The following is a 25,483-nucleotide window of genomic DNA, read 5'->3' on the forward strand; positions in this document are numbered from 1 at the left end:
CAATGACAGACAATAGCGAAGAAATGTTTCCCATCGTAGACGAAGAAGGAAACATCACAGGTGCGGCTACCCGAGGAGAATGCCACAACGGCAGCAAACTACTGCATCCGGTGGTTCACTTGCATGTATTCAACAGCAAAGGAGAATTGTATCTGCAAAAACGTCCGGAATGGAAAGACATCCAACCGGGGAAATGGGATACCTCCGTAGGAGGACATGTAGACTTGGGAGAAAGCGTGGAAATGGCACTGAAACGGGAAGCCGGAGAGGAACTCGGCATTTCCGATTTTACTTCTCAGCTGCTGACACATTATGTATTTGAATCAGACCGGGAAAAAGAACTGGTATTTTCGCACAAGACCGTATTCGACAGTCCCATCTCTCCCAGTGAAGAACTGGCAGGAGGACGTTTCTGGCCACTGGATGAAATCCGGCAAAATTTAGGGAAAAACGTTTTCACGCCCAATTTTGAACGAGAATTCACTACAGTTCTAAATCAGAAATAACAAAAATACAAGTAATCAGAAAACGTTACTCACTTTTCTGAAAAACATTCTCATACCTATTAGGTTTCCCCTAAGAAAAACATAAGTTTCCCACAGCGAAACCCTACGTTTCCGATATGAAAAACGTACGGTTCCGCCGTGGGAAACATAAAAAATATAAAGACATTACAGCCTTATTATCCAATCATTTTAGTATTCCACCTTATCCGTTTTTTCAGTCCAGTCCTGAAAAGCCCGAATAGCTTCTTCCGGCAACAAAACTTCTGAGGGCAGACGTCTTTCCGCCGGTTTCAAATCCAGTTCCTCATAAATAAAGGCATCGTCAAAGCCGATAGCTGCCGCATCGTGCTTGTTATTTCCATAATACATACGGTCCAGATGTGCCCAATAGATTGCACCTAAGCACATGGGACATGGCTCACAAGAAGTATATATCTCACAACCGCTCAAGTCGAATGTACCCAGTTTCTTAGCTGCCGCACGGATGGCACTTACTTCTGCATGGGCAGTCGGGTCGCAATCCGGCGTCACACGGTTCACTCCCGTAGCTACAATCTCACCGTCCTTTGCAATGACAGCACCAAAAGGACCGCCACCCTCAGCTACATTCTTCACTGACAACTCAATAGCCTTACGCATCAATTCTTCTTTCGTCATACCATATTATTTTTAGTAATTCGTAAAAAACTTGATGAAAATACACAAAACAATAGAATAATCCAAACTTTTTGAATCACCTCACGAAAGCTATATATAAATTTTGCAGATTCTTTATCAAAAAAAAAATCCCAGCCGGAAATTCCGACTGGGATTTACTTTATATCTGAAAGGGGAAGATTACATCATACCGCCCATGCCACCCATTCCTGGAGCAGCCATCGGCATTTCAGGTTTTTCTTCCTTCTTTTCTACAATGACACATTCTGTAGTCAGGAACATACCTGCGATAGAAGCGGCATTTTCCAATGCTACACGAGTAACCTTTGCAGGATCAACTACACCGGCAGCATGCAAGTGTTCGTATACATCTGTACGGGCATTGTAACCAAAGTCACCTTTACCTTCACGTACTTTCTGTACTACAACCGCACCTTCCTTACCAGCGTTAGCTACAATCTGACGAAGCGGTTCTTCGATGGCACGCTTGATGATTTCGATACCTGTAGTTTCATCTGCATTGTCACCTTTCAAGCCTTCCAATGCATCGATGGCACGGATGTAAGTTACACCACCACCCGGTACGATACCTTCTTCGATAGCGGCACGAGTTGCACACAAGGCATCATCTACACGGTCTTTCTTTTCTTTCATTTCCACTTCGCTGGCAGCACCTACGTAAAGAACTGCTACACCACCTGACAATTTAGCCAGACGTTCCTGCAATTTTTCTTTATCGTAATCAGAAGTAGAGTTCTTGATTTCAGCCTTAATCTGGTTGATACGTTCCTGAATCAATTCTTTCTGACCTGCACCGTTTACGATAGTAGTGTTTTCCTTAGAAACAGTTACTTTGTCGCAAGTACCCAACATTTCGAGTGTAGCCTGTTCCAGTTTCAAACCTTTTTCTTCGCTGATAACTACACCACCAGTCAATACGGCAATATCTTCCAACATAGCCTTACGACGGTCACCGAAGCCCGGAGCCTTCACAGCACAAATCTTCAACTGACCACGCAGACGGTTAACTACCAAAGTAGTCAACGCTTCGCTGTCTACATCTTCTGCGATAACCAACAAAGGACGTCCGCTCTGTACAGCCGGTTCCAAGATAGGCAAGAAATCTTTCAAGTTAGAAATCTTCTTATCGTAAATCAGGATATACGGATGTTCCATCACGCACTCCATCTTTTCAGTATCAGTTACAAAGTAAGCAGACAAGTAACCACGGTCAAACTGCATACCTTCTACCACGCCGATTGTAGTATCTGTACCCTTAGCTTCTTCGATAGTAATAACACCGTCTTTAGAAACCTTGCGCATTGCATCCGCAATCAACTTACCGATAACCGGATCATTGTTTGCAGAAATTGTAGCAACCTGTTCAATCTTGTCGTAGTTATCACCTACAGTTTCAGACTGAGCCTTGATAGATTCCACAACTTTTGCCACAGCCTTGTCAATACCACGTTTCAAATCCATCGGATTTGCACCGGCAGTTACGTTCTTCAAACCAACACCTACGATTGATTGAGCCAATACAGTAGCAGTAGTTGTACCATCACCCGCATCATCACCCGTCTTAGAAGCAACTGATTTTACCAGCTGAGCACCTGTATTCTGGAACGGATCGCTCAATTCCACTTCTTTTGCTACAGTTACACCATCCTTTGTAATGTGAGGAGCACCGAATTTCTTTTCGATGATTACATTACGGCCTTTCGGACCCAGTGTTACTTTCACTGCATTAGCCAGTTCGTCTACACCTTTTTTCAACTGATCGCGAGCGTCAATGTTGAAGAGAATATCTTTTGCCATAGTGAATTTCCTTTCTAATCTTAAATTCGTTAATTACCTAAATTATCCCAAAACTGCCAGTACATCGCTCTGACGCATCATCAAATACTTCACACCTTCGTATTCGATTTCAGTACCAGAATATTTACCATACAATACAGTATCACCTACTTTCAAGACCATTTCTTCGTCTTTAGTGCCATGGCCTACTGCCACTACTTCACCCTGCAACGGTTTTTCTTTCGCTGTGTCAGGAATAATGATACCACCGATTGTTTTTTCTTCTGCAGGAGCCGGAAGAATCAGGACTCTGTCTGCTAATGGTTTAATGTTCATAATGCTATAATTTAGTTTATATTTTATCGTTTATCAAATGCGTTAAAGCACCTATCTTTCTGCGAAAAGCGTGCCAAAGCAAAAGACTGACATTCTGACATAAGCAACCTGACAGTCCTGGCCATTATACTGACAAATCTGACACCCGACCTTACACGTAACAAAATCCATTATTGGAGATATTTCGAAAAATAACTATCTTTACCACCTGAACCTAACATAATAAATATATGAACAGACCTTTAAAAACGCTTACTTTAGCCACTGCACTTTCCTGCACAATGGCTACGGGATGGGCTTCTATTTTCACACAAGCACCCGACCAACGAAACAATGACTACGAAATGTTTATGGAAAAAATCCGCAATACGACTATTAAAAACCCTTCCATAGACAAAAATCTAGCCTTGTTTCAAGAAAACGGTTCATTTAGTGACATTGATTATGATGATACTCAAATGACCAACTGGACTCCTATCAAACACATAGAACGTTTGTCCGATTTCGGCTATGCATATACCAACGAAAAAAACAAATACTATCAGAACGAAGATTTATACCAGAAAATCGTCAAAGGATTGGAATACTGGTATGATGTAGATTCCGAAAGTGATAACTGGTGGCACAATCAGATTTCTGAGCCACAGAAACTCGGTGTACTGCTCATTCAAATGCGTATCGGGAAAAAACAGATTCCTCAAGAACTGGAAACAAAAATACTGAAACGGATTCAGGAAACAGGTGGAGACCCGGCTAAATGGACAGGTGCCAATCGTACGGATATTGCTTTGCATTGGATTTATCGTTCTTGCCTGACACAGAATGAAGCTGATCTGAAAACGGCTATCGACAACGTTTTCAATCCGGTGGTATATACCACAGAAGAAGGCTTCCAACATGACAACAGTTATTTCCAGCACGGAGAACAATTGTACATTGGAGGTTATGGAGATGAGATACTCAAAGGTGTCACTCAAGTGGCTTCCTATGCATTAGGAACGCAGTACCAACTTGATAAAGAGAAAGTAGAGCTGCTCAGCAAATTCATGCGTGAAACTTATTATCGTGCCGTACGTGGTCAGAACATGTCATTCGATGTAGTAGGACGAAGTGTCAGCCGACCGGGATTGCTGAACAAACGAACCACTGCCACTTACGCCAAACGGATGATAGATATCGATCCAACTCATGCCGATGAATACAAGGCCATTATCGCACGTCTGAATCGAAAGCAGCCAGCCGACTATCAGGTAACTGCTTCACATACCCATTATTTCCGTGGTGACTACTCATTGCATGTGCGCCCTCAGTATAACTTTGACGTACGTTTGGCTTCTACACGCACTAAGAAATGTGAATACGGCAACAAAGAAAACCTGAAAACCTATTTCATGTCCGACGGATGTACCAATATTACGCAAACTGGAGATGAATACTTTAACATCTTCCCGGTATGGAACTGGTGCCATATTCCGGGTACAACTGCTCCTCAGCTGGAAAAAGTACCAATGGACCCGAAAGCATGGGGTGTGTTAGGAACTTCCACATACGCAGGAGGAGTTTCCGACAGCATTTATGGAGCTACAGCATACGCCTATATGGACACCAATCCTGAAGTAAACACCGGAGCCAAGAAAAGCTGGTACTTCTTCGATAACGAAGTAGTATGCCTGGGAGCTGGAATTCAATCTACATCTACTTATCCTGTACACACCACAGTCAACCAGTGCTTCTTGAAAGGCGGCATCCTGGTAGACAAAGGAGATAAAGAAGAAACCCTGGCAAACGGAAGCCATACTCTACAAGCTCCGCAATGGGTATTGCATGACAAAATCGGTTATTTCTTCCCACAGAAAGAAGAAGTGTTCCTGACAGCCCAGACACAGAGCGGACGCTGGTATGACATCAACACCAGCAAGTCGAAAAAAGAAGAAAAGATGGATGTCTTCACATTGGGTATCAACCACGGTGTGGGTCCGAAAGACGGCTCATACGCTTACATTGTAGTGCCAGGCAAAACTTCTGCACAAGAGATGAAGGCCTATCAGAAAAAAAATGCCATTGAAATACTGTCGAACAATCCGAAAATTCAGGCTGTTCGAAATACTAAACTGAATGTCTGGATGGTGACTTTCTTCGAAGCTGGTACTTTCAAACATAAAGAATTGAGTGTTACCGTAGACAAGCCATGCGTATTGATGGTAAAAGACATCAACGCTAAATCGGTCAATCTGCATATTGCCGACCCGGGACAAACTCAGTCGCCCATTCAAGTGGAACTGAAAATCGGTAAGAAGAAACAAGTTCTCACAGCCGACTTCAGCCAAACAGGCATTTATGCAGGAGCTACCAAGCAATACACTGTAAAACTTTAATCTCAATGTGAGACAAAAAAGAAGCTCCATGGCACACCCAGCTCAAGGCCATGGAGCTTCTTCTTTTTATTGTTCTTCCGACTCTGAAAACAAATCTCTTGCAGGAGTCACCGGCGTAATACTTTTGTCGACTTCCTGCCGGATACGGGAGGAGAACTTCTTTTTCGAAGTGATGCCCAATTCCGTCAGCATATCCGCCTGACGAATCAGGTTGCCCTTCCCCTGCGAAAGCTGCCCCAACGCATTCTTGTAAGCCGTGGAAGCTGCCTGCAAAGAATCTCCAATCTTTTCGAAAGTCTCGGTAAACCCTACCAGTTTTTCATAAAGCACCGTTCCTCGCTTGATGATGTCCTGAATATTTTTCACCTGATACTCCCGCTTCCATAAATCCAAGGCCAATCGAAGCGCTGCAATCAGGTTGGTCGGACTAATCAACACGACCTTCTTCTGATAAGCATAATTCCAGATGTCCGGATCGGCCTGCAAGGCCAACAGATAAGCCGGTTCATTGGGCACAAACATCATCACAAAATCCAACGAAGACACATTGTAGCTGGAATAATCCTTCCGGCTCAACTCATCAATGTGAGCTTTCACAGAAGCTAAGTGTGCTTTCAAGTACTGTTCGCGTTGCACGGCATCCTCACAAGCTACATAGCTCGCATATGCCGTAAGCGATACTTTAGAGTCAATAATTACCTGACGGTTATCCGGATATACAACTAACACATCAGGCTGCATCCGCTGTCCCAATTCATTTTTGAGCGGTTCACCATGTTCATCTTTTAAAAATTCCTGACGGAAATATTCTTCTCCTTCTCTCAGACCGGAATTTTCCAAGATAGTCTCCAATATCATTTCACCCCAGTTTCCCTGCATCTTGGAATCTCCTTTCAAAGCGCGGGTCAGGTTATTGGCATCGTCGCTAATCTGCTTGTTCAGCTGCATCAGTTCCTTGATACGGTCTTCCAAAGAAAAACGCTGCTTGGACTCTTTATCGTACACCTCTTCCACCTGATGCTTGAATTCTTTCAAATTCTCTCCGAAAGGTTTCAACAGGTTACTCAAGGTTTCCGAACTAAGCCGGTTAAATGCCTCTGTCTTCTGCTGGAAAATCCGGTTGGCCATGTTCTCGAACTCCGTATTCAGTTGCTTCCGTAACTTCTCCACTTCCTCTTTCTGGTTCTCCAGACGCTCTTCCAAGTTACGACGTTCTGCCTGTGAAGTAGCCAGTGCCCGGCCTATCTCTGCCCATTTCCCTGAAAGTTCATCCAGCTGTCCACGCAACCTCTCTGTTTCCTTCCGATACTGCTCTGTCAGCAATTCAGTACGTTCTTTTTCCGCCTTCAGCAAATCCTGGGCATGCTGCTGGTTCATCTGTAACTCCGACCGCAAAGAAACCGACTTCCTCGCAGCCCACAAATAGCCCAGCAATCCTCCGACTACCACGCCAACAACCAAATATACAATATCCATATCCTCTATAAATTTTCGAAACGCCTATAAAAAACACAGGTTTCACGAAACAGAAGTCCGAAGTATCTGCCTCTTCTGCCTTCTTCCGTGAAACCCGTGTTCTTTTTATTTATAATTAATCGCTCACGCTTATCCGTTGATGGCAGCTACCAGTTCGTCCGGAGTAACCAGCGACTGTTCGCCACTCGTCATATTCTTCAGCATGACTTTTCCTTCTTTCATTTCATTTTCACCCACAATAGCTACAAACGGTACCATCTTTGCATTGGCATAGCTCATCTGTTTCTTCATTTTGGCAGCATCCGGGTAGATTTCTGCACGAATACCAGCCGCACGTACCTGTGCCAATACCGGCAATACATACGCAGCCTCAGCTTCGCCAAAGTTGACAAACAGCAACTGTGTACCATTCACCGCTTCTTTCGGATACAAATCCAACTGGTTCAGTACGTCGTAAATACGGTCAGCACCGAACGAGATACCCACTCCCGACATACCTTCCATACCGAACACACCGGTCAGGTTATCGTAACGACCACCTCCACTGATACTACCAATCTGTACATCCAGCGCCTTCACTTCAAAGATAGCACCCGTATAATAGTTCAGTCCGCGAGCCAGTGTCAGATCCAGTTCCACTTCCGACTGAATACCCAGTCCGGCTATTGTCTTCAGGATAAATTCACTTTCTTCTACCCCCTTCAAGCCTGTCTCACTGGCAGCCAGCACATTCTTCAACGTAGCTATTTTTTCTTCGTTCGAACCGCTCAACAGAATAATCGGCTGCAACTTATCGATGGCTTCCTGCGGAATACCTTTTGATGCCAGTTCCGCATTTACATTGTCCAAACCAATTTTATCCAGCTTGTCGATAGCTACTGTAATATCTACAATCTTGTCGGCTTCTCCGATAATTTCTGCAATACCTGTCAGAATCTTACGGTTATTAATCTTGATGGAAACACGGATACCGAATTTCTGGAACACGGCATCAATCATCTGCACCAGTTCCACCTCATTCAGCAGAGAGTTACTGCCCACCACGTCGGCATCACATTGATAGAATTCACGATAACGTCCCTTCTGCGGACGGTCGGCACGCCATACCGGCTGAATCTGGAAACGCTTAAACGGGAAAGTGATTTCATCACGGTGCATTACCACGTAACGCGCAAAAGGAACTGTCAGGTCATATCGCAAACCTTTTTCACAGAATTTGCTGGCCAATTTTGCTGCATTGCGGCTCAACAGTTCTTCATCTGTCAGTCCAGAAAAATAGTCACCTGAATTCTGAATCTTGAAAAGCAGCTTATCGCCTTCCTCCCCGTACTTACCCATCAAGGTAGACAGGTTTTCCATAGAAGGAGTTTCTATCTGCTGAAAGCCGTAGCGATAGAATACCTCACGAATGGTGTTGAATATATAGTTACGTTTCGCCATTTCTACCGGCGAAAAGTCTCTTGTTCCTTTAGGTATACTTGGTTTTGTTGCCATAATGAATCAGTCTTTAAATTAACGGAGCAAAAATACGAATAAAATTTCTACCTTCCACATACAAAACGAAAGGATTTCATGCTTACTCGCGACGATTCATATAAATCGTTACGTAGTAAATCAGCGTAGCCAGTGAACCCAAGGCAGCTACTACATACGTATAGGCAGCCGACTTCAAGGCATCCGTAGCCTGCTGATGATTAAACGCATTGGTAATTCCAGCACTACTCAACCATACCAACGCCCGACGGCTTGCATCAATTTCTACCGGAAGGGTAATAAAACTGAACAACGTGGTCATGGCAAACAGACAGATACCGATAAGCAGCAGCTGAGGAAAAGAGTTGACCATCAGAATACCAGCTAACAACACCCAAGATACGATGGAAGAAGAAAACTGTACCACCGGAACCAAAGCCGAACGCATACGTAAAGGCGCATACCCTCGCGCATGCTGTACCGCATGCCCACACTCGTGAGCCGCTACAGCTGCCGCAGCCACACTTGTACTACCGTAGACCCCTTCACTCAAATTTACCGTCTTGTTCATCGGGTTATAATGGTCGGTCAACATTCCCGATGTACTGGTCACCGTCACGTCGTAAATACCGTTATCACGCAGCATCTTTTCTGCCACTTCCCTTCCTGTCATGCCATTGGTCAACGGCATCTGGGAATATTTTTCAAATTTACTCTTCAGGTTTGCCTGAACCAGGTAACTGATAATCGCAATACCTATAAATACAATCCAAATCAACATATTCTTTCTATTTTAATATTATATCTTAATACCCTGCAAAAACCTTGCCAAAAAATTATGTCAGTTTACACGCTCCAATGTAAAGCAATCAATGTCAGGTGTCCATGTCAGGCGGCTTGACATTCTAACCACATTGTATCCCGGTTTCAACTCTACCGGAACCTCTATTGTAGCTACAGTTTCTGAATCTTTCTTCAGGTTATCTACTACGACACGATTACCATTTATCTCTACTTCCAATATCCGGTCATTAATCTCACGGTCTTTCTTGCCTGTAGGAACGTATGCAATGTGCATCAGATACTTTCCCCCTCGCTTACTATACACTTCTTTCCATTCAGCATAATTGTCACGAGAACCTCCTAAATTACTCACAACCATACCCCCTGAAGCTCCATCGTAGGGTTTATACCCCACAACACGTTCACGTTTAGCCAAATCATCAAACAGATTCAAATACGCCTGCTCTGCCTCATAGCGAACCGGTTCCAGGCGTTGTTCACCTTCCACACGGAGAATCTTTACCCCATGAGCCGGCACTTCATATTTCAATTCCAACTTTACAGATTTTTCATTACGCCTGCGAATCAAATCACGCACCTTCACCGTTCCTCCCAATTCTAAATCCATACAAGGTACAATAAAAGTGCACGGTTTATCTGAAGGATTATACAATGCTACCGCACGCACCTTCCCACGTTTCTGTTCTATATCTTTTACAAGTACATACCCATCTCCCGCATGCTGCACTACATAAGCTTGCAGCCCCAAAGGATCTTGATTTAATGCTATCAACTCTGGATTCTTCAATAACTCCAGCGAAGCTTCCGGTATACGAGTCAGGTCACATCCGATGAGCAACGGTGAACTCATGATACACCACATGCCAAAATGAACTTCTTCTTCCTCCGGATTTAACCCCCGCCCTATCTCCAGCATATCCATATCATTGTAATGCCCTTCACCCGCATAAGCTGAGAGATAAAGATTCTTATAAATAATAGAACGTACGGATTCCCACTTCGGAGATATATCCGGACTGATTCTCCACGAACGTGCCAAATCTTTCACCCAAGTACCCGGATAAGCCCACCGACAGATATTCACTGATATATTTCGCGGACACACCTCCCGAATCGCTTCTACAATCTCTGTATATCGTTTTCTTTCATCCAAATCCAATTGCAAAGCTCCGCAATAATCTATCTTTATAAAATCAAATCCCCATTTATTAAAGTATAAGTCAGCATCCTGCCGTTCAAAGCCATACAATCCTACCCCTACTCCATTTCGGTCATTATCCCAGATAGAACCGCACGTATTGCTTCCGGCATCCGAATAAATACCGGCTTTTAATCCTTTCGAATGAATATAATCCGCCACAGGTTTGATTCCGTTGGGAAAACGTTGGTCATGCGTGTGTAGCAATCCTTCTTTATCGCGATAGCCGAAAAATCCATCATCAATATTTACATAAGAATAACCGGCAGCCTGCAATCCCTGTTCAACCATCGCATCAGCTTGCTTACAAATCAACGCTTCATTTATATTCACCCGATAAGTGTTCCACGAACTCCACCCCATTAAAGGAGGCTCCACGGCATCTAAAGACCGTTCCTCTGCATGCAACACTCCCCATCCTCCTAAGGCAATAATAAAAAAGTAACATTTACATAAATAGTTTTTCATGGTATGAATCTTTTCATTGTGGTGACCAAAGATAAAGATTTTATTTTTCTATTCAGGCAACTTTACGTAATTTTGCTCCGTATTGAAAGAAAGACCATGATAGTTTGCATAGCCGAAAAACCCAGCGTGGCACGCGACATTGCCGATGTACTGGGAGTCAAAAACCGAAAAGAAGGATACATTGAAGGAAACGGATACCAGGTAACCTGGACATTCGGTCATCTGTGTACCCTGAAGGAACCGCACGAATATACTCCCTCGTGGAAAAGCTGGAGTCTGAGCAGCCTGCCCATGATTCCTCCCCGCTTCGGAATCAAGCTGATAAACGACAGCGGAATTGAAAAGCAGTTTCACATCATCGAAAAACTGATGCAGGAAGCTGAAATGATTATCAACTGCGGGGATGCCGGCCAGGAAGGAGAACTCATTCAGCGGTGGGTAATGCAAAAGGCCGGTGCCAAATGCCCGGTCAAACGACTCTGGATTTCCTCACTGACGGAAGAAGCTATACGCGACGGATTTGCCAATCTGAAGGACCAGGCAGAGTTCCAGCCGCTCTACGAAGCCGGACTAAGCCGTGCCATCGGGGACTGGACTTTGGGCATGAATGCCACCCGATTATACACCTTGAAATACGGGCAGAACAAGCAGGTACTTTCCATCGGACGAGTACAGACTCCGACTCTGGCCCTGATTGTAAAAAGACAGCAGGAAATCGAACACTTCGTACCCAAGCAATACTGGGAACTGAAAACGGTCTACCGCGATACGGTGTTCTCGGCCATCGTACGAAAGAGCGATGAGGAACTGGCTGAAGAAGCTGAAAAGGAAAAAGAGAACCCTTCGACCAAGAAGAAAACACAACCCGATACCAACCGGGGCATTCCGCAGATTACCGACGAACAGACCGGAAAGGAGTTACTGGAACGCATCCGGAATGTAGACTTTACCGTCACCGAAGTCAGTTCCAAGAAAGGTACGGAGGCGCCTCCTCGCCTGTTCGACCTGACTTCTTTACAGGTAGAATGTAATAAAAAATTCAGCTACTCGGCCGACATGACCTTGCAGCTCATTCAGTCATTATATGAAAAGAAGGTGGCTACCTATCCGCGTGTGGATACCACTTTCCTGAGTGACGACATTTATCCCAAGTGCCCTAAAATTCTGGAAGGATTGAAAGACTATGCCGTTTACACGACTGCATTAAGCGGAAAACCATTGATTAAATCGAAAAAAGTATTCGATAACAGCAAGGTGACCGACCACCATGCCATCATCCCCACTGGGGTACAACCGCAGGGCCTCAGCGACATGGAAAAACGGGTGTTCGACCTGATTGCCCGCCGTTTCATCGCCGTGTTCTATCCCGACTGTAAGTTTTCTACCACCACCGTCATCGGTGAAGCAGACCAGATAGAGTTCAAAGTAACCGGAAAGCAGATTCTGGAACCCGGCTGGCGCGTAATCTTTGCCAAGGACGTTCCGGAGGAAGGGAAAGAAAATGAGGAAGAAAGCGTATTACCTGCTTTCACCAAAGGAGAAAGCGGTCCGCATAGCCCGATGCTCAATGAGAAATGGACACAACCACCTCGTCCCTACACCGAAGCCACCTTACTGCGTGCCATGGAAACCGCCGGAAAGCTAGTGGATAACGATGAACTGCGGGATGCCCTGAAAGAAAACGGCATTGGTCGCCCTTCTACCCGTGCAGCCATTATCGAGACCTTGTTCAAACGGCATTACATCCGCAAGGAACGCAAAAATCTGATTGCTACGCCTACCGGGGTGGAGCTGATTCAGTTGATTCACGAAGAATTGCTGAAATCGGCCGAACTGACCGGTATCTGGGAAAAGAAATTGCGCGAAATCGAGCGAAAAAGTTACGATGCGGGTACCTTCTTAGCTGAATTGAAGCAGATGGTCACCGAAATAGTTTACAGCGTACTGCGTGACAACAGCAACCGCCGTGTGACCGTTACGACTGATGACAGCCCTAAAATCCCGCTGAAAAAAGCAGCTGCCCCTAAAAACGGTGAAGAAGAGCCCAAGAAAAAAGCGGCTTCCCGCAAGCCACGGGCCAGCAAGAAAGCAGCCACTCCCGAAGCACCTAAGGAAGACAACCTACCTGCCGATGACAGTATCCTAGGAAAAGCCTGTCCCGTATGCGGCACGGGCATCATTATCAAGGGAAAGACGGCCTACGGATGCTCTCAGTGGAAAAACGGATGTAAATTCCGCAAGCCTTTTAAAGCGTAATTATAATGCATCACAAAATCTCCCCAAATGTCCGATACAAAAATTCAGACATTTGGGGAGATTGATTGTATATCATTTAGAATTATTCATCCTCATTTCACAAACTTACTCCCAAGCCACCTTCTCACGGGTTCATCATAGAGCTTCAAGCACAAGTATGCCAATGCAATACTTCCGAAATATACGACAGCGGCCACCGGCCAGGTGCCTTCCAACGTATATAACTGTTTCTCGATAAGCCATGAATAGAATACATACATAATAGGATAGTGAATGGCATAAAGCGGATAAGATATATCTCCCAGGAACTTACAGATAGCGGTCGACTGCTTGTCTGTTGTCTTGCCGGATGCCCCCATACACACCAATAGAGGAAATACCACCGCAATACATATCATCTCGAACACACCATTCAAACATACAGGTGACTTACCTTCGATATAAGGCACACAAAAAAGTCCCAACAGGATAATGCTGCAAATCCAGAATGCGCCTCGAATCTTGAACGGACGGAAATTTCTTGAAATCAGCATACCTAACGTGAAAGGAAACAGCATTCTCAGCATGCCTCCCCAGAAGTTCAGTCCGTCGAGCGTCCAGCCCACTCCTATCATGCCATAACCTACCACATCAAACAAAGCAAACCAGGAAAGTCCTAAACCGAGCAGTATGACCAATACTGTCAGTGCCTTATTACTTAAACGATGAATGAAAAGAGCGTAAAGTATATTACCTATATATTCAAAGAACAATGACCAGCTCGGTCCGTTCAAGGAAAACATCTCTCCGTTCCCGCGTACGTCATACCCCGCTCCCGGATAAGCTGGAATAAAGCACATCGCAAGCAAAAGTGCCAACATGACCGCAGAAGTAGCTACATGCGTACCATCCCATTTCACTCCTCCCTGCACAAAAAAAGCGATACAGCCGATTATTGCCCCCATAATGATCATCGGATGGAGTCGGATAAGTCTCCGCTTAAAGAAGCCTTTTAATGTCATGTTCTTCTTCCACCGGTCATCATATGCATATCCGATGACAAAACCTGAAAGTATAAAGAAGAAATCCACGGCCAGATAACCATGATTAATGACAGTAATGAGGGTACCTCCTCCGGCAAAAGAAAAACCTTCGAAAATGTGATAGAACACCACAAGCAGTGCAGCCACCCCTCTCAACCCGTCAAGAAGTTCATAATGCGGTTTCGTATCTGCAAAAGCTGAAGATGGGATTCGATGATTCATATTGGGATAAATTAAACTGATTAGGATTTATAATTCATATATTGCGCAAAGATAGGGAATCTCATCCATTAAAAATTTGTCCTAAATCAAATTACAATCTTTTGCTTCGCAACCTGCTGAGAGTAGAAAGGGTGATTCCTAAATAGGATGCAATGTATTTCAGATTTACCTTTTTGCATATTTCCGGAAATTGTTTCTGAAATTCTTCATAACGCTCTTTTGCCGGTAATGACAACCTCTCTTTATGGCTCCTGTGCAACCGTCTGTATTCATTCTGATGTATAATTCTCCCCCAGTTGCATAACTCCAAGTTGGTTTCCATAAGATTTTTGAGGTCACTTATATTGATTCTGTAGGCTTCCACTTCTTCCAGCGTTTCCACATATTCTTCGCTTTTTTTGTTGTAATATAATTCATCCATGCTGAAAACAATACATCCCTCTGCCCCGAACGAGGTAGTGTATTCCTCTCCATCGACCACCCAATAGGCTCTTAAGATACCCTTCTCTATAAAATAAGCATACTTACAATAAATACCTTCTTTTATAAGTTGATACCTTTTAGGGAAACTGCAAGGTGTTAAATAGGATTCAAGTTCCTTTATAGTCAAATCGGACACCGGATATTGCTTTCTGATACTCTCTATTATATTTTTCATTTATAAGATTTGGTTTTCAATAAATAAAACTTGCATGCCGGGCTAATCAGCTCGGAAACACAACCGTATTCGTTTTTACATTTTAAGCCATCCCAATAATAGCCACGATATACTTGGAGGATAAAGTTATAAAGATTTATAGCATAGCCGATGATTTCTATCAGAAAATTAGTTCTATACCAGATTCTGCATCTTACGAAGTATCTTCGGGAACTGCCAGAAGAAGAGTAATGTACAACAGATGGCAGCCGTAGCATCCGAAACTGCTTCGGCCATAAATACACCTTCCACGCCACAGAAGCGAGGCAGAACCAGAGCAAGAGGTACCAACAATATAACCTTACGCAGCAAAGCTATAAAAATAGAAATCCGTGCCTGACCAAGGGCTACAAACATATTCTGGCAGGCACGCTGCAAACCAAAGATTGTCATTCCAGCCAGGAAGAGCGGCAGCACATGCTCTACGGTAGCTATTAACTCCGAATCACTCGTAAATGCCGAAGCGACTACCGTAGGGAAACAAATCATCAGTAACATCAGGACAAAATTGAAAGAGAACATTACCGTCAGTACAATGCGAAAACAGTCTTTCACCCGCTGGCGGTCACCATGTCCGTAGTTGTAGCTGGCCACCGGTACAAAACCTTGGGCAAAGCCTGTAAGTGGTACACTGACCAGCTGCATGGCACTCTGCAAAATAGCCAGGGCTCCTACATATATATCGCCAAATTTCTCCAGACTGCCGTTCAGCACAAATCCTACCAGACTCTCTGTACTAGCCATAATGAAGGGAGATATCCCCAAAGCCAACATCCCCCCGACGATACGGCGGTCGAATTTCAGGTAACATTTTTGCAAGCGCAAAGAGGCACGGTCGGAACATAGAAACCCTAACACCCACCAGGCGCTGCATGCCTGCGAAAGAATAGTGGCCAGTGCCGCTCCTTTTACGCCCATATCGAACCAGAAAATAAAAATCGGATCGAGCAAGATATTCAGCAAAGCCCCAATCAAGACGGAATACATCGCAATATTGGGGCGCCCCTGTGAATTGATGAACGTATTGAGTCCGGTAGAGATTTCCACAAACAAGGTACCCAGCAAGTACACTGAAAGATAATCTTCTGCATAGGGGAGTGTAACGACAGATGCCCCCGCAAACCGCAGAATAGGCTCCATAAACAAATAAGATACCAGCGAAGTCAGCACGGTAAACAGAATCAGCAGCATGAAACCGTTGCCTAAGAATTTCCCCGCACGCACCCGGTCGCCTTGCCCCAGTGCCATGGCAGCCAGCGGTGCACCTCCGGCCCCCACGATAGCCGAAAAAGAAGAAATCAGAATTACAATAGAGGTGGTCACGCCTACTCCCGCCAATGCATTTGTCCCTATTTCCGGTATATGACCGATATAAATACGGTCTACTATATTATATAGGAGATTGACGAACTGCGCGGCCACTGCCGGTAAAGCCATTTTGAAAATGAGAGGAAGCATCCGCTCCGTTCCCAGGCGTTCTTCGTACTGATTGTTCATTCTTGCTGCCATAGGTATTCTACAAAACGGCTGCAAAGTTACAAGTTTTTCGGGAGAGAAAGAGGAAAATGTAATTGAAAAGAAATAACCCTGTCTCCGGATTTGATTTACATCAACAAATTGGCCTTTTACAAGAAAAACATGCTATAAAACATATTTTATAAAGAAAAAAGGCCTATATTTGCAGTGTAAAAAGAAAGGCTAAAAGAAAAGGCCAATAAAAAGTTTTCAAGGTAAATAAGGTAACAAGTACAACGGCCGGCTGGGAAGTCCGCTAAGAAGATTTAATTAAACTAACTAAAAAAAGAAAGGGTAACAATTATGAAAAAGGTAAAAAACATTTTCCACAAGATTGCAAATGCAGATCCAATGATCTGGGGTTATGTAATGCTGAATGACGAAAGACGCAAATAAAACTGCGACGCTGACAAGTTCAGCATTTAAAGACGAATCTGATAAATGCCGAAAGGCTTCTCGTAAATATTCTGACGAAAAAGCGGTTAGACTTCTAACCGCTTTTTTTATTTCCCATTTGTCCGTATCTTTGCATGAATCTCTAAACACAACGACAGATGACTCCTACCCTGATAGATACCGACAACCTCGAATTTCAGAATGCACTGAAACTCATCCAATATACCCGCCAATCGGTCTTTCTGACCGGAAAAGCGGGAACGGGTAAGTCTACATTTCTGAAATACGTCTGCCAGCATACCAAAAAGAAATATGTGGTACTGGCTCCTACGGGCATTGCCGCTATCAATGCGGGTGGCAGTACCCTACACAGTTTCTTCAAACTCCCGTTTCATCCGCTCCTGCCCGATGATCCGAAGTTTCAGGGGCGGAAACTGAAAGATTTTCTGAAGTATTCTTCCGATCACCGGAAACTTATTCAGAACATCGAGCTCATCATCATTGATGAAATTTCCATGGTGCGGGCCGACATCATCGACTTTATCGACAAGGTGCTTCGCACGTACTCTCACAACTTACGTGAGCCGTTCGGTGGAAAACAATTGCTGTTAGTGGGTGACGTATTCCAACTGGAACCGGTAGTAAAAAGTGACGAACGGGAGATTCTGAACCGTTTTTATCCGAATCCGTATTTCTTTTCGGCTAAAGTGTTTCAGGAGATGGAACTGGTATCCATCGAACTCACCAAGGTATACCGGCAAACAGACCAGGTATTCGTCAGCGTACTCGACCATATCCGGACCAATACTGCCGGAAATGCGGATTTACAACTATTGAACACCCGTTATACTCCGACACCACCTTGTCCGGAAGAGAATGATTTGTACATCACGCTGGCCACCCGGAGAGACAATGTAGATTATATCAACGAAAAGAAACTCAACGAACTGCCAGGCGAACCGATCACATTAAAAGGAGAAATACATGGTGAATTTCCGGAAAGCAGCCTCCCTACCCTGATGGAACTGGTCATCAAGCCGGGAGCACAGGTGATTTTCATCAAGAACGACCAGGAAAAACGCTGGGTAAACGGTACCATCGGTACGGTTTCAGGCCTTTCGGAAGACGGTACCATCTATGTAATAACGGAAGACGGGAGTGAATTCGATGTACACAAGGAAAGCTGGAGCAACATCCGCTACCGATATAACGAGACGGAAAAGAAAATAGAAGAAGAGGAATTAGGCACATTTACACAATACCCCATCCGGTTGGCCTGGGCCATCACCGTACACAAGAGTCAGGGGCTGACTTTCAATCGGGTAGTTATCGACTTTACGGGAGGAGTTTTTGCCGGAGGACAGGCTTATGTAGCCCTGAGCCGCTGCACCTCATTGGACGGCATCCAGTTGAAGCGGCGGATTTCGCACGCAGATGTGTTTGTCCGACCGGAAATTGTCAGCTTTGCCCAGCGCTTCAATGACAACCAGACATTTGAGAGGGCCATGAAGCAGGCACAGGCAGACATTCAATACGTAGCTTCCGTAAAAGCTTTCGACAAAGGCAATTTTGCCGAATTCTTAGAAGCTTTCTTTAAGGCCATCCACAGTCGATATGACATTGAAAAACCGTTGATACAGCGTTTTATCCGCCGGAAATTAGGCATCATCAACCGGTTAAAGGAAGAAAACCGATTGTTGAAGGAGCAAATGCAACAACAGCGCCAGAATTTACAGAAGTACGCCCGGGAATATTACCTGATGGGAAACGAATGCATCACTAAGGCACACGACCCGAGGGCAGCACAAGCCAACTATGACAAGGCTCTGGAGCTGTATCCGGAGTATGTGGATGCCTGGGTACGAAAAGGAGTGACATTCTTTGATGAAAACCGAATGGAAGAAGCTGAGGAATGCCTGAATCGTGCCGTACAACTACGGCCACAGGATTTCAAAGCAGTGTACAACCGAGGAAAACTTCGTCTGCTGACCGGGAAAACGGAAGAAGCGCTTTCCGATTTGGACAAGGCTACCAGCCTGAAGCCACAGCATGCCGGTGCTCATGAATATTTTGCTGAAGCACTCGAAAAAAGCGGAAAGGAAATAGAAGCCGCCATTCACTATCGAATTGCAGAAGAACTGCGAAAGAAAAAGAAATAATTTTCTTATTTTTGCGTTCATACGAAGTCAAATCTTCGTAGATAACGCCATGTTACTTAAATTATATTCTAAAAACAACCGACCTGAAGACCTACAGCGCATAGTAGACATTCTGAACGATGGGGGCATCATTATCTACCCCACAGACACGGTATACGCATTAGGCTGTCATGCGCTGAAGGAACGCCCTATTGAGCGTATCTGCAAACTGAAAAATATCGATCCGCGCAAGAATAATTTATCCATTATCTGTTACGACCTGAGCAACATCAGCGAATATGCTCGCGTAAGTAATGCCACTTTCAAACTGATGAAACGCAATCTGCCCGGTCCGTTTACCTTTATCCTGAATGCAGACAGCCGCTTGCCCAAAATCTTCCGCAACCGGAAGGAAGTGGGTATCCGTGTACCCGATAATGCCATCATCCGTGAAATCTGTCAGCTGCTCGATGCACCGATTTTGACTACCACTCTGCCGTTAGAGGAAGGAGAAGACATTGAATACATCACTGAGCCGGAGCTGATTGACGAAAAGTTTGGAGAGAAAGTAGACCTTATTATCGATGGAGGTACGGGAGGTATTGAACCTTCTACCGTCATAAATTGTTGTGATGATGTACCTGAAATTGTCCGACAAGGCAAGGGGATATTAAATGAATGATTAACTATAAAAATTTAATTCACATTACACATGTTACTTACATTATTACAAGCTACAGCACAAGCAAGCAATACTGCTTCAAGAATTAACGTAGAACAGCTGCTGGACAGACTGCTCAACTGGGGAATCGAGGTTGGAAAAGACATTCTGGCTGCCATTATCATCTACATCGTCGGCCGGTTTATCATCAAGCAAATCAGCCGACTGGTCAGCAAAATTTTGGAAAAACGTAAACTGGAAATCAGTGTACAGACCTTCTTAAAAAGTCTGCTCAGCATACTTCTGAACCTAATCTTAGCATTTGCCATCATCAGCAAATTAGGAGTGGAAACCACCAGCTTCGCTGCAATCTTAGCTTCTGCCGGTGTGGCAATCGGTATGGCATTGTCCGGAAACCTGTCTAACTTCGCCGGAGGATTAATCATCTTAGTATTCAAGCCCTTCAAGGTAGGAGACTACATCGACGGACAAGGTGCCAGCGGAACAGTAAAAGAAATTCAGATTTTCCACACCATTCTGGCTACGGTAGACAACCGAATTATTTATGTACCAAACGGTGCACTGAGCAGCAATGCCATCACCAATTACAGCAAACAAGACATGCGCCGCGCTGAATGGGTATTCGGTGTAGAATACGGAGAAGATTATGAAAAAGTAAAAGCTGTACTGGAGAGAATCATTGCGGCCGATGAACGAATCCTCACTACTCCAGCTCCTTTTATCGGACTTGGAGCTTTGTCTGCCAGCAGTGTAGATATTAAGGTACGTGTGTGGACCAAGACTGAAAACTACTGGGATGTGTATTTTGACATGAATAAAATCGTATACGACACATTCAACAAAGAAGGCATCGGATTCCCGTTCCCGCAACTGACCGTACACCAGGCAAAAGACTGATAAGCAGATATCACTCCATGAAAAAACTTCCACCAAGGGAAAATCCTTTAGTGGAAGTTTTTTTTATATCTATCAAAAAGATGATTTATTTACGGTCTGCTTTCAAACGGTCGGCCATTGCCTTAGCCAATTCCTTAGCCTGGGCATAATTGTCGGCCTTCATGCTCTGCTTCATTTCTACCGGGTTACCTACTACTTCAAATTTCAGTTTTTCAGTAAACTCACCCAATTTCTTCACTGCTGCACTGGCCCAGGTGAACGAGCCGAAGTAACCAAACAGACGATTCTTCATTTCACGAGCAGCTACCTTGCTCAACAGAGATTCCATTTCAGGATACAAATGCATGTTATAAGTAGTACAGCCTGCTATCAAAGCTTTATACTTAAAGATGTCGGCCAGGATATAAGAATGATGCGTATGAGAAACATTGTGCAGAATGATATTCTTGATGCCCTGTGCACTCAGTTCTTCTGCAATAGCTTCAGCCAGTTCTTCTGTATTACCATACATGGTTCCATACACAATCACTACACCTTCTTCACCTTCATAGCGGCTCAGCTTGTCATACATATCTACCACTTGCGGAATACATTCTTCCCATACCGGTCCATGAGTCGGACAGATTGTCTTGATAGGCAGTCCTCCACATTTCTGTAAAGCTTTCTGTACCGGATTACCGAACTTACCTACGATATTAGCATAGTAACGGCGCATTTCATTCCAATAAATATCAGTATTGATGTTACGGTCGATGCATCCTCCGTTCAATGCTCCAAAACAGCCGAAAGCATCTCCAGAGAACAGGATACCTTCTGTTTCATCGAAAGTTACCATTGTTTCCGGCCAGTGTACCATGGGTACCAGATAGAAGCGAAGGCTATGATGTCCCAGTTTCAGGAAATCTCCATCACCTACCACATAACGTTCACCTGTTACTCCATAATATCCTTCTACCATTTCGAAAGTCTTCTTGTTACCTACCAATACGATTTCAGGATAGTATTTCTTAATCAGAGCAATTGAACCGGAATGGTCAGGCTCCATGTGATTTATAATCAAATAATTGATTTTACGGTCTCCGATAACACTGCGTATCTTTTTAATATATACTTCAAAGAAAGCCACATCTACCGTATCGACCAATGCGACCATATCGTCATCGGCAATCAGGTAAGAGTTATAAGACACGCCATAAGGAAGTGGCCACAAATTTTCAAACAAAGCTTTTGTACGGTCGTTCACACCGACATAATGAACTTTACCTTTAATTTCCATTGAATCCTAACTAATTTAAAAATTTGATATTATATTGTTTCCTTTTTTACTTCTTCATAGAATTTTCCCTGCCAGGTATCTCTTTCCTGAAGACGACGCTGCATACGAACGGCAAATTCGTAATTTTTAATGCCCCAGTCTGGAGCTATCAGCAATTCCTTGGGAGACTGCGAAACAAAACGTTCCAGCACAAGATCCGGACGCACACGCTCCAGATAATCAATCACAAGATCAATGTATTCATCTACCTCATACAAATGAAAATCTTCAGGACACAACTCATATTCATGTGCCATCCGTGTACCGCGCACTAACTGCAGCTGATGCATTTTCAGCGTTGTCAAAGGAAGTTCGGACACCTGTCGTGCCTGACGGATGATAGCTTCATGATTTTCTCCCGGAAGTCCTAAAATCACATGACCTCCCACACGTATCCCTCTTTCCGCTGTACGTTTTACGGCATCCACCGTACATTCAAAAGTATGTCCCCGGTTTATTCGCTGCAAAGTATGATTATCCGTACTCTCAATACCATATTCCACTAAAAGAAAGGTTCGCTTATTCAACTTTTCCAGATAATCCAGCAATTCTTCGGGCATACAATCGGGACGCGTGCCGATAACGAGTCCGACAACTCCTTCTACCCGCAATGCCTCTTCATACATCTGACGCAGCTTGTCCAATTCTGCATAGGTATTCGTGTAGGCTTGAAAATATGCCAAAAACTTCATTTCCGGATATTTTCTGGCGAAAAACTCTTTTCCTTCCTCCAACTGCTGCGTAACAGACTTGTCTGTCCGACAATATGCCGGATTAAAGGTCTGGTTATTGCAATAGGTACATCCTCCATATCCTTTTACACCATCTCTATTCGGACAAGTAAATCCCACATTCAATGAGATTTTTTGCACCTTAAAAGGAAAATGAAGGGCCAAAAACCGGGCAAAATCATTGTATCGTGTACGTTCTCCCATGAGTTTACAAATTCCTCGCAAAGATAAGGATTTTCAGTTACTTTTCCCAGTCTTTATCTGTACAAGAAATGTAAAAACAAAGAGACATAAAAAAAGGCTGCCACAGTATTTACCTGCAACAGCCTTCAGACTACATTATTTCAATAAAAAAGAATTATTCTGATTCACTCAAAGTAGCAATACTTACACGGTTCCAATCCGGTTCTGAGAACATAGATCCTACACCCTGACCTTCAGCTGTGATACGTGAAGCACTAATTTTATACTTACTTATCAACATATTCTTTACAGCTTCCGCACGCTGCTTAGCTACACGTGCATTTACTTCGGCACTACCTTCTGGAGAAGCGTATCCCTTGATAGATACCGTACTCTTTGGATTATTCTTCATATAAGTTGCAATACGCTCTACATTAGGCACCTGATCAGTACTGATTGTGGTCTTTCCCTGACGGAACGTAACAACTGATTCCAATGACTTGGAATGTGTATTCTGAATAATAGTTTCTACCTGCTTAGGTGCATTACGCAAATCTGTCAGTTCTTTTTCCAAACGTGCATTTTCTGCATCCTTTGCTCCTAAAGCTTCATCTTTACGGGCATTTTCTGCACGCAAGGCATTAATCGTTTCATTCAAAGAGTTCACCTCAGCCTGGTTGTATGGCTTCTGAATAGTCATATAGTGCTTTCCGTTGCTGCTTGCGAAACGATAAGTTACTCCAGCCAAAATTTCAATCTTCGACTTGTTTACATTCAGCTGTTGTGCACGATCGCCATCCATTCTGTAAACAATAGCCGGACGTACATTTACAGCCCATGCTTTTTTCTCACCCAGGTTGAAGTTAAAGCTGGCACCAAAACGGCTTACCATATAAGAACGATCATAACCACTACCCGAGTTCATGAAATCATGTCCCCAACCAAATCCGGCGATACCTTCTACTTCAAATAATCTGGGTTCACCGTTATATCCCCCAAAAAGATTATTTAAATTAATCTTACCCAATACACCTAAATTCAAATCATCAAAAGCTGTTTTGCTGAAAGATGTATTGATACCTGTCAATCCTTCAAAAGAAACACCTAACACCGGAGTAATCTGTTTTCCTAGCTCAATGCCAGTTTCAGCACGCATGTTAGGCCAAAATGCAGAATGAGCCGTAGGAGTAGTTACTCCACCTTTCACACCTACATACCAATTATCCAAGAAACGAGTTCCTTCATACGCTTTTTGTGCATTCACAGAAAGAGCAGATACAGCTAACGCTGCTACTAAAAAACTTACCTTTTTCATTTTTTCATTCAAAAAACTTTAATACCTAATTACTTTTATCAATCTCGATGACTTAATAACTACAATATCGAACATTTTGTTTTCACAACAGCGCGCATTAACATCTGTTAAGCATCGACAAGTCCTATGAATCATAGCATAAGAAGTTGATTCTGAATGCGGATAGGAATTAAGAGAATTCACCAATGAGAATAAGAAACAAAAAAGGTGTTCTGATTACTCAGAACACCTTTTTTGTTTGGGCTACTCGGACTCGAACCAAGAAAAACAGGACCAGAATCTGTTGTGTTACCATTACACCATAGCCCAATAAGGCTTTATTCTCTCCGTGAGAATGCAGCAAATGAAGTTGGGCTACTCGGACTCGAACCAAGAAAAACAGGACCAGAATCTGTTGTGTTACCATTACACCATAGCCCAAAATCAGAGAACGATTGTCATCTTTTTGTTTTGACGGTGCAAAGGTACAACTTTTTTGGAACATACAAAGCTTTTCGGCATTTTTTTCTTTCAAAAAACATATTTTTCTTCTTTTTTCTTCATCTTTCAAGTAAAAATTTTCGGATATACAGAAAACCAAGTATATTTGTCCTATGTTATAATAGAACTTTATTTTCAATTTTAAAATAGGAATAATCAAAAGAATGAACGAAACAACGACTTTAATAGAAAAAATCATTGAAGGAATTCAAGAGAAAAAAGGCAAGCAAATCGTAGTAGCTGATTTAAACGAAATAGAAGATACCATCTGTAAATATTTTATCATTTGCCAGGGAAACTCTCCCAGTCAGGTATTGGCAATTGTAGACTCCATCAAAGAACATGTAAGAAAAGAGACCGGCACTAAAGCATATGCCATAGACGGCCAAAGAAATGCACAATGGGTGGCTATGGATTATAGCGATATCATTGTACATATTTTTTTACCGGAGGTACGACATTTTTATAATCTGGAACACTTGTGGGCAGATGCCAAACTGACCAACATACCAGATTTAGACTAATATATAATAAGGAAAGAGAA

At 43.6% G+C, this 25,483-nt stretch carries 20 protein-coding genes and 2 tRNA genes; 7 read left to right on the top strand and 15 right to left on the bottom strand.

All coding sequences use genetic code 11. The annotated features are described in order from the left end of the window. The first annotated feature begins 2 nt into the window (after window positions 1-2). Window positions 3-506, top strand: a complete 504-nt coding sequence (locus BACPLE_RS11415; protein WP_007562041.1) for an NUDIX hydrolase — start codon at window positions 3-5, stop codon at window positions 504-506. A 189-nt stretch (window positions 507-695) separates the two neighbouring features. On the opposite strand, the gene BACPLE_RS11420 is transcribed toward BACPLE_RS11415, so the two are convergent. The 3 genes from BACPLE_RS11420 to BACPLE_RS11430 form a co-directional block, all read right to left on the bottom strand. Then, window positions 696-1,163, bottom strand: coding sequence for a nucleoside deaminase (locus BACPLE_RS11420; RefSeq protein WP_007562043.1), 468 nt, complete (start codon window positions 1,161-1,163; stop codon window positions 696-698). A 180-nt stretch (window positions 1,164-1,343) separates the two neighbouring features. Continuing rightward, complete coding sequence (gene groL, locus BACPLE_RS11425) at window positions 1,344-2,981, bottom strand: chaperonin GroEL (protein ID WP_007562045.1); 1,638 nt, start codon at window positions 2,979-2,981, stop codon at window positions 1,344-1,346. A 42-nt stretch (window positions 2,982-3,023) separates the two neighbouring features. Continuing rightward, window positions 3,024-3,296, bottom strand: coding sequence for a co-chaperone GroES (locus tag BACPLE_RS11430; protein WP_007562047.1), 273 nt, complete (start codon window positions 3,294-3,296; stop codon window positions 3,024-3,026). A gap of 230 nt (window positions 3,297-3,526) precedes the next feature. On the opposite strand from BACPLE_RS11430, the gene BACPLE_RS11435 reads away from it, so the two are divergent. Next, window positions 3,527-5,671: a polysaccharide lyase 8 family protein gene (locus BACPLE_RS11435; protein WP_040313047.1), complete on the top strand. Its 2,145-nt coding sequence runs from the start codon at window positions 3,527-3,529 to the stop codon at window positions 5,669-5,671. A gap of 66 nt (window positions 5,672-5,737) precedes the next feature. Here BACPLE_RS11435 and BACPLE_RS11440 read toward each other — a convergent pair whose 3' ends face one another. From BACPLE_RS11440 to BACPLE_RS11455, 4 genes are all read right to left on the bottom strand, one after another. Then, entirely contained in the window at window positions 5,738-7,147 is a 1,410-nt protein-coding gene (locus BACPLE_RS11440; protein ID WP_007562050.1) for a DNA recombination protein RmuC, read from the bottom strand. A gap of 129 nt (window positions 7,148-7,276) precedes the next feature. Continuing rightward, window positions 7,277-8,641: a histidine--tRNA ligase gene (gene hisS, locus BACPLE_RS11445; protein WP_007562052.1), complete on the bottom strand. Its 1,365-nt coding sequence runs from the start codon at window positions 8,639-8,641 to the stop codon at window positions 7,277-7,279. An 82-nt stretch (window positions 8,642-8,723) separates the two neighbouring features. Then, window positions 8,724-9,401 (bottom strand): zinc metallopeptidase, encoded by a 678-nt coding sequence (locus BACPLE_RS11450; protein ID WP_007562054.1) that lies wholly within the window; start codon window positions 9,399-9,401, stop codon window positions 8,724-8,726. A gap of 60 nt (window positions 9,402-9,461) precedes the next feature. Further along, window positions 9,462-11,090 carry an alpha-galactosidase gene (locus BACPLE_RS11455; RefSeq protein ID WP_007562056.1) on the bottom strand — a complete coding sequence of 543 codons (1,629 nt, stop codon included), beginning with the start codon at window positions 11,088-11,090 and terminating at the stop codon, window positions 9,462-9,464. Between the two features lie 96 nt (window positions 11,091-11,186). Here BACPLE_RS11455 and BACPLE_RS11460 point away from each other — a divergent pair, with 96 nt between their 5' ends. Then, window positions 11,187-13,346 carry a DNA topoisomerase 3 gene (locus BACPLE_RS11460; protein WP_040313084.1) on the top strand — a complete coding sequence of 720 codons (2,160 nt, stop codon included), beginning with the start codon at window positions 11,187-11,189 and terminating at the stop codon, window positions 13,344-13,346. A 92-nt stretch (window positions 13,347-13,438) separates the two neighbouring features. Here the strand turns inward: BACPLE_RS11460 and BACPLE_RS11465 are convergent, their stop codons facing one another. The 3 genes from BACPLE_RS11465 to BACPLE_RS11475 form a co-directional block, all read right to left on the bottom strand. Next, window positions 13,439-14,590 carry an acyltransferase family protein gene (locus BACPLE_RS11465; RefSeq protein WP_007562060.1) on the bottom strand — a complete coding sequence of 384 codons (1,152 nt, stop codon included), beginning with the start codon at window positions 14,588-14,590 and terminating at the stop codon, window positions 13,439-13,441. A 91-nt stretch (window positions 14,591-14,681) separates the two neighbouring features. Continuing rightward, window positions 14,682-15,248, bottom strand: coding sequence for a Crp/Fnr family transcriptional regulator (locus BACPLE_RS11470; protein WP_007562062.1), 567 nt, complete (start codon window positions 15,246-15,248; stop codon window positions 14,682-14,684). 174 nt (window positions 15,249-15,422) lie between these two features. After that, on the bottom strand, window positions 15,423-16,784 hold the full coding sequence (locus BACPLE_RS11475; RefSeq protein WP_040313086.1) for an MATE family efflux transporter: 1,362 nt from the start codon (window positions 16,782-16,784) through the stop codon (window positions 15,423-15,425). Window positions 16,785-17,356: 572 nt separating this feature from the next. Between BACPLE_RS11475 and BACPLE_RS11480 the strand changes: the two genes are divergently transcribed. From BACPLE_RS11480 to BACPLE_RS11490, 3 genes are read left to right on the top strand one after another with little or no spacing between them, the layout of a single operon-like run. Next, window positions 17,357-19,357, top strand: a complete 2,001-nt coding sequence (locus BACPLE_RS11480; protein ID WP_007562066.1) for an AAA family ATPase — start codon at window positions 17,357-17,359, stop codon at window positions 19,355-19,357. A 49-nt stretch (window positions 19,358-19,406) separates the two neighbouring features. Then, window positions 19,407-20,018, top strand: a complete 612-nt coding sequence (locus BACPLE_RS11485; protein ID WP_040313049.1) for an L-threonylcarbamoyladenylate synthase — start codon at window positions 19,407-19,409, stop codon at window positions 20,016-20,018. Window positions 20,019-20,048: 30 nt separating this feature from the next. Continuing rightward, entirely contained in the window at window positions 20,049-20,915 is an 867-nt protein-coding gene (locus BACPLE_RS11490; RefSeq protein ID WP_007562070.1) for a mechanosensitive ion channel family protein, read from the top strand. An 85-nt stretch (window positions 20,916-21,000) separates the two neighbouring features. Here the strand turns inward: BACPLE_RS11490 and BACPLE_RS11495 are convergent, their stop codons facing one another. The 5 genes from BACPLE_RS11495 to BACPLE_RS11515 all read right to left on the bottom strand — a co-directional run bounded on the left by BACPLE_RS11495 (window position 21,001) and on the right by BACPLE_RS11515 (window position 24,879). Then, window positions 21,001-22,191, bottom strand: coding sequence for an FprA family A-type flavoprotein (locus BACPLE_RS11495; protein ID WP_007562072.1), 1,191 nt, complete (start codon window positions 22,189-22,191; stop codon window positions 21,001-21,003). A gap of 29 nt (window positions 22,192-22,220) precedes the next feature. Then, window positions 22,221-23,165 (bottom strand): TIGR01212 family radical SAM protein, encoded by a 945-nt coding sequence (locus BACPLE_RS11500; RefSeq protein WP_007562074.1) that lies wholly within the window; start codon window positions 23,163-23,165, stop codon window positions 22,221-22,223. Between the two features lie 154 nt (window positions 23,166-23,319). Further along, complete coding sequence (locus BACPLE_RS11505) at window positions 23,320-24,459, bottom strand: OmpA family protein (RefSeq protein ID WP_007562077.1); 1,140 nt, start codon at window positions 24,457-24,459, stop codon at window positions 23,320-23,322. Between the two features lie 238 nt (window positions 24,460-24,697). Next, window positions 24,698-24,768, bottom strand: a tRNA-Gln gene (locus BACPLE_RS11510). A 40-nt stretch (window positions 24,769-24,808) separates the two neighbouring features. Beyond that, window positions 24,809-24,879: transfer RNA gene (locus tag BACPLE_RS11515), tRNA-Gln, on the bottom strand. Window positions 24,880-25,103: 224 nt separating this feature from the next. Here BACPLE_RS11515 and rsfS point away from each other — a divergent pair. Continuing rightward, window positions 25,104-25,463 carry a ribosome silencing factor gene (gene rsfS / locus BACPLE_RS11520; protein ID WP_007562079.1) on the top strand — a complete coding sequence of 120 codons (360 nt, stop codon included), beginning with the start codon at window positions 25,104-25,106 and terminating at the stop codon, window positions 25,461-25,463. Window positions 25,464-25,483: the final 20 nt, after the last annotated feature.

It is taken from the genome of Phocaeicola plebeius DSM 17135 (assembly GCF_000187895.1).
GTDB classification, from domain to species: domain Bacteria; phylum Bacteroidota; class Bacteroidia; order Bacteroidales; family Bacteroidaceae; genus Phocaeicola; species Phocaeicola plebeius.

What these genes read in the sequence shown, in the direction of transcription:
- BACPLE_RS11500 (WP_007562074.1), bottom strand. Translation starts at nt 23,165, where the DNA reads ATGGGAGAACGTACACGATACAATGATTTTGCCCGGTTTTTGGCCCTT.
- BACPLE_RS11505 (WP_007562077.1), bottom strand. Translation starts at nt 24,459, where the DNA reads ATGAAAAAGGTAAGTTTTTTAGTAGCAGCGTTAGCTGTATCTGCTCTT.
- BACPLE_RS11440 (WP_007562050.1), bottom strand. Translation starts at nt 7,147, where the DNA reads ATGGATATTGTATATTTGGTTGTTGGCGTGGTAGTCGGAGGATTGCTG.
- BACPLE_RS11490 (WP_007562070.1), top strand. Translation starts at nt 20,049, where the DNA reads ATGTTACTTACATTATTACAAGCTACAGCACAAGCAAGCAATACTGCT.
- BACPLE_RS11485 (WP_040313049.1), top strand. Translation starts at nt 19,407, where the DNA reads ATGTTACTTAAATTATATTCTAAAAACAACCGACCTGAAGACCTACAG.
- BACPLE_RS11465 (WP_007562060.1), bottom strand. Translation starts at nt 14,590, where the DNA reads ATGAATCATCGAATCCCATCTTCAGCTTTTGCAGATACGAAACCGCAT.
- BACPLE_RS11420 (WP_007562043.1), bottom strand. Translation starts at nt 1,163, where the DNA reads ATGACGAAAGAAGAATTGATGCGTAAGGCTATTGAGTTGTCAGTGAAG.
- BACPLE_RS11435 (WP_040313047.1), top strand. Translation starts at nt 3,527, where the DNA reads ATGAACAGACCTTTAAAAACGCTTACTTTAGCCACTGCACTTTCCTGC.
- BACPLE_RS11470 (WP_007562062.1), bottom strand. Translation starts at nt 15,248, where the DNA reads ATGAAAAATATAATAGAGAGTATCAGAAAGCAATATCCGGTGTCCGAT.
- BACPLE_RS11450 (WP_007562054.1), bottom strand. Translation starts at nt 9,401, where the DNA reads ATGTTGATTTGGATTGTATTTATAGGTATTGCGATTATCAGTTACCTG.
- BACPLE_RS11415 (WP_007562041.1), top strand. Translation starts at nt 3, where the DNA reads ATGACAGACAATAGCGAAGAAATGTTTCCCATCGTAGACGAAGAAGGA.
- BACPLE_RS11475 (WP_040313086.1), bottom strand. Translation starts at nt 16,784, where the DNA reads ATGAACAATCAGTACGAAGAACGCCTGGGAACGGAGCGGATGCTTCCT.
- BACPLE_RS11495 (WP_007562072.1), bottom strand. Translation starts at nt 22,191, where the DNA reads ATGGAAATTAAAGGTAAAGTTCATTATGTCGGTGTGAACGACCGTACA.
- hisS (WP_007562052.1), bottom strand. Translation starts at nt 8,641, where the DNA reads ATGGCAACAAAACCAAGTATACCTAAAGGAACAAGAGACTTTTCGCCG.
- BACPLE_RS11460 (WP_040313084.1), top strand. Translation starts at nt 11,187, where the DNA reads ATGATAGTTTGCATAGCCGAAAAACCCAGCGTGGCACGCGACATTGCC.
- BACPLE_RS11455 (WP_007562056.1), bottom strand. Translation starts at nt 11,090, where the DNA reads ATGAAAAACTATTTATGTAAATGTTACTTTTTTATTATTGCCTTAGGA.
- groL (WP_007562045.1), bottom strand. Translation starts at nt 2,981, where the DNA reads ATGGCAAAAGATATTCTCTTCAACATTGACGCTCGCGATCAGTTGAAA.
- rsfS (WP_007562079.1), top strand. Translation starts at nt 25,104, where the DNA reads ATGAACGAAACAACGACTTTAATAGAAAAAATCATTGAAGGAATTCAA.
- BACPLE_RS11430 (WP_007562047.1), bottom strand. Translation starts at nt 3,296, where the DNA reads ATGAACATTAAACCATTAGCAGACAGAGTCCTGATTCTTCCGGCTCCT.
- BACPLE_RS11480 (WP_007562066.1), top strand. Translation starts at nt 17,357, where the DNA reads ATGACTCCTACCCTGATAGATACCGACAACCTCGAATTTCAGAATGCA.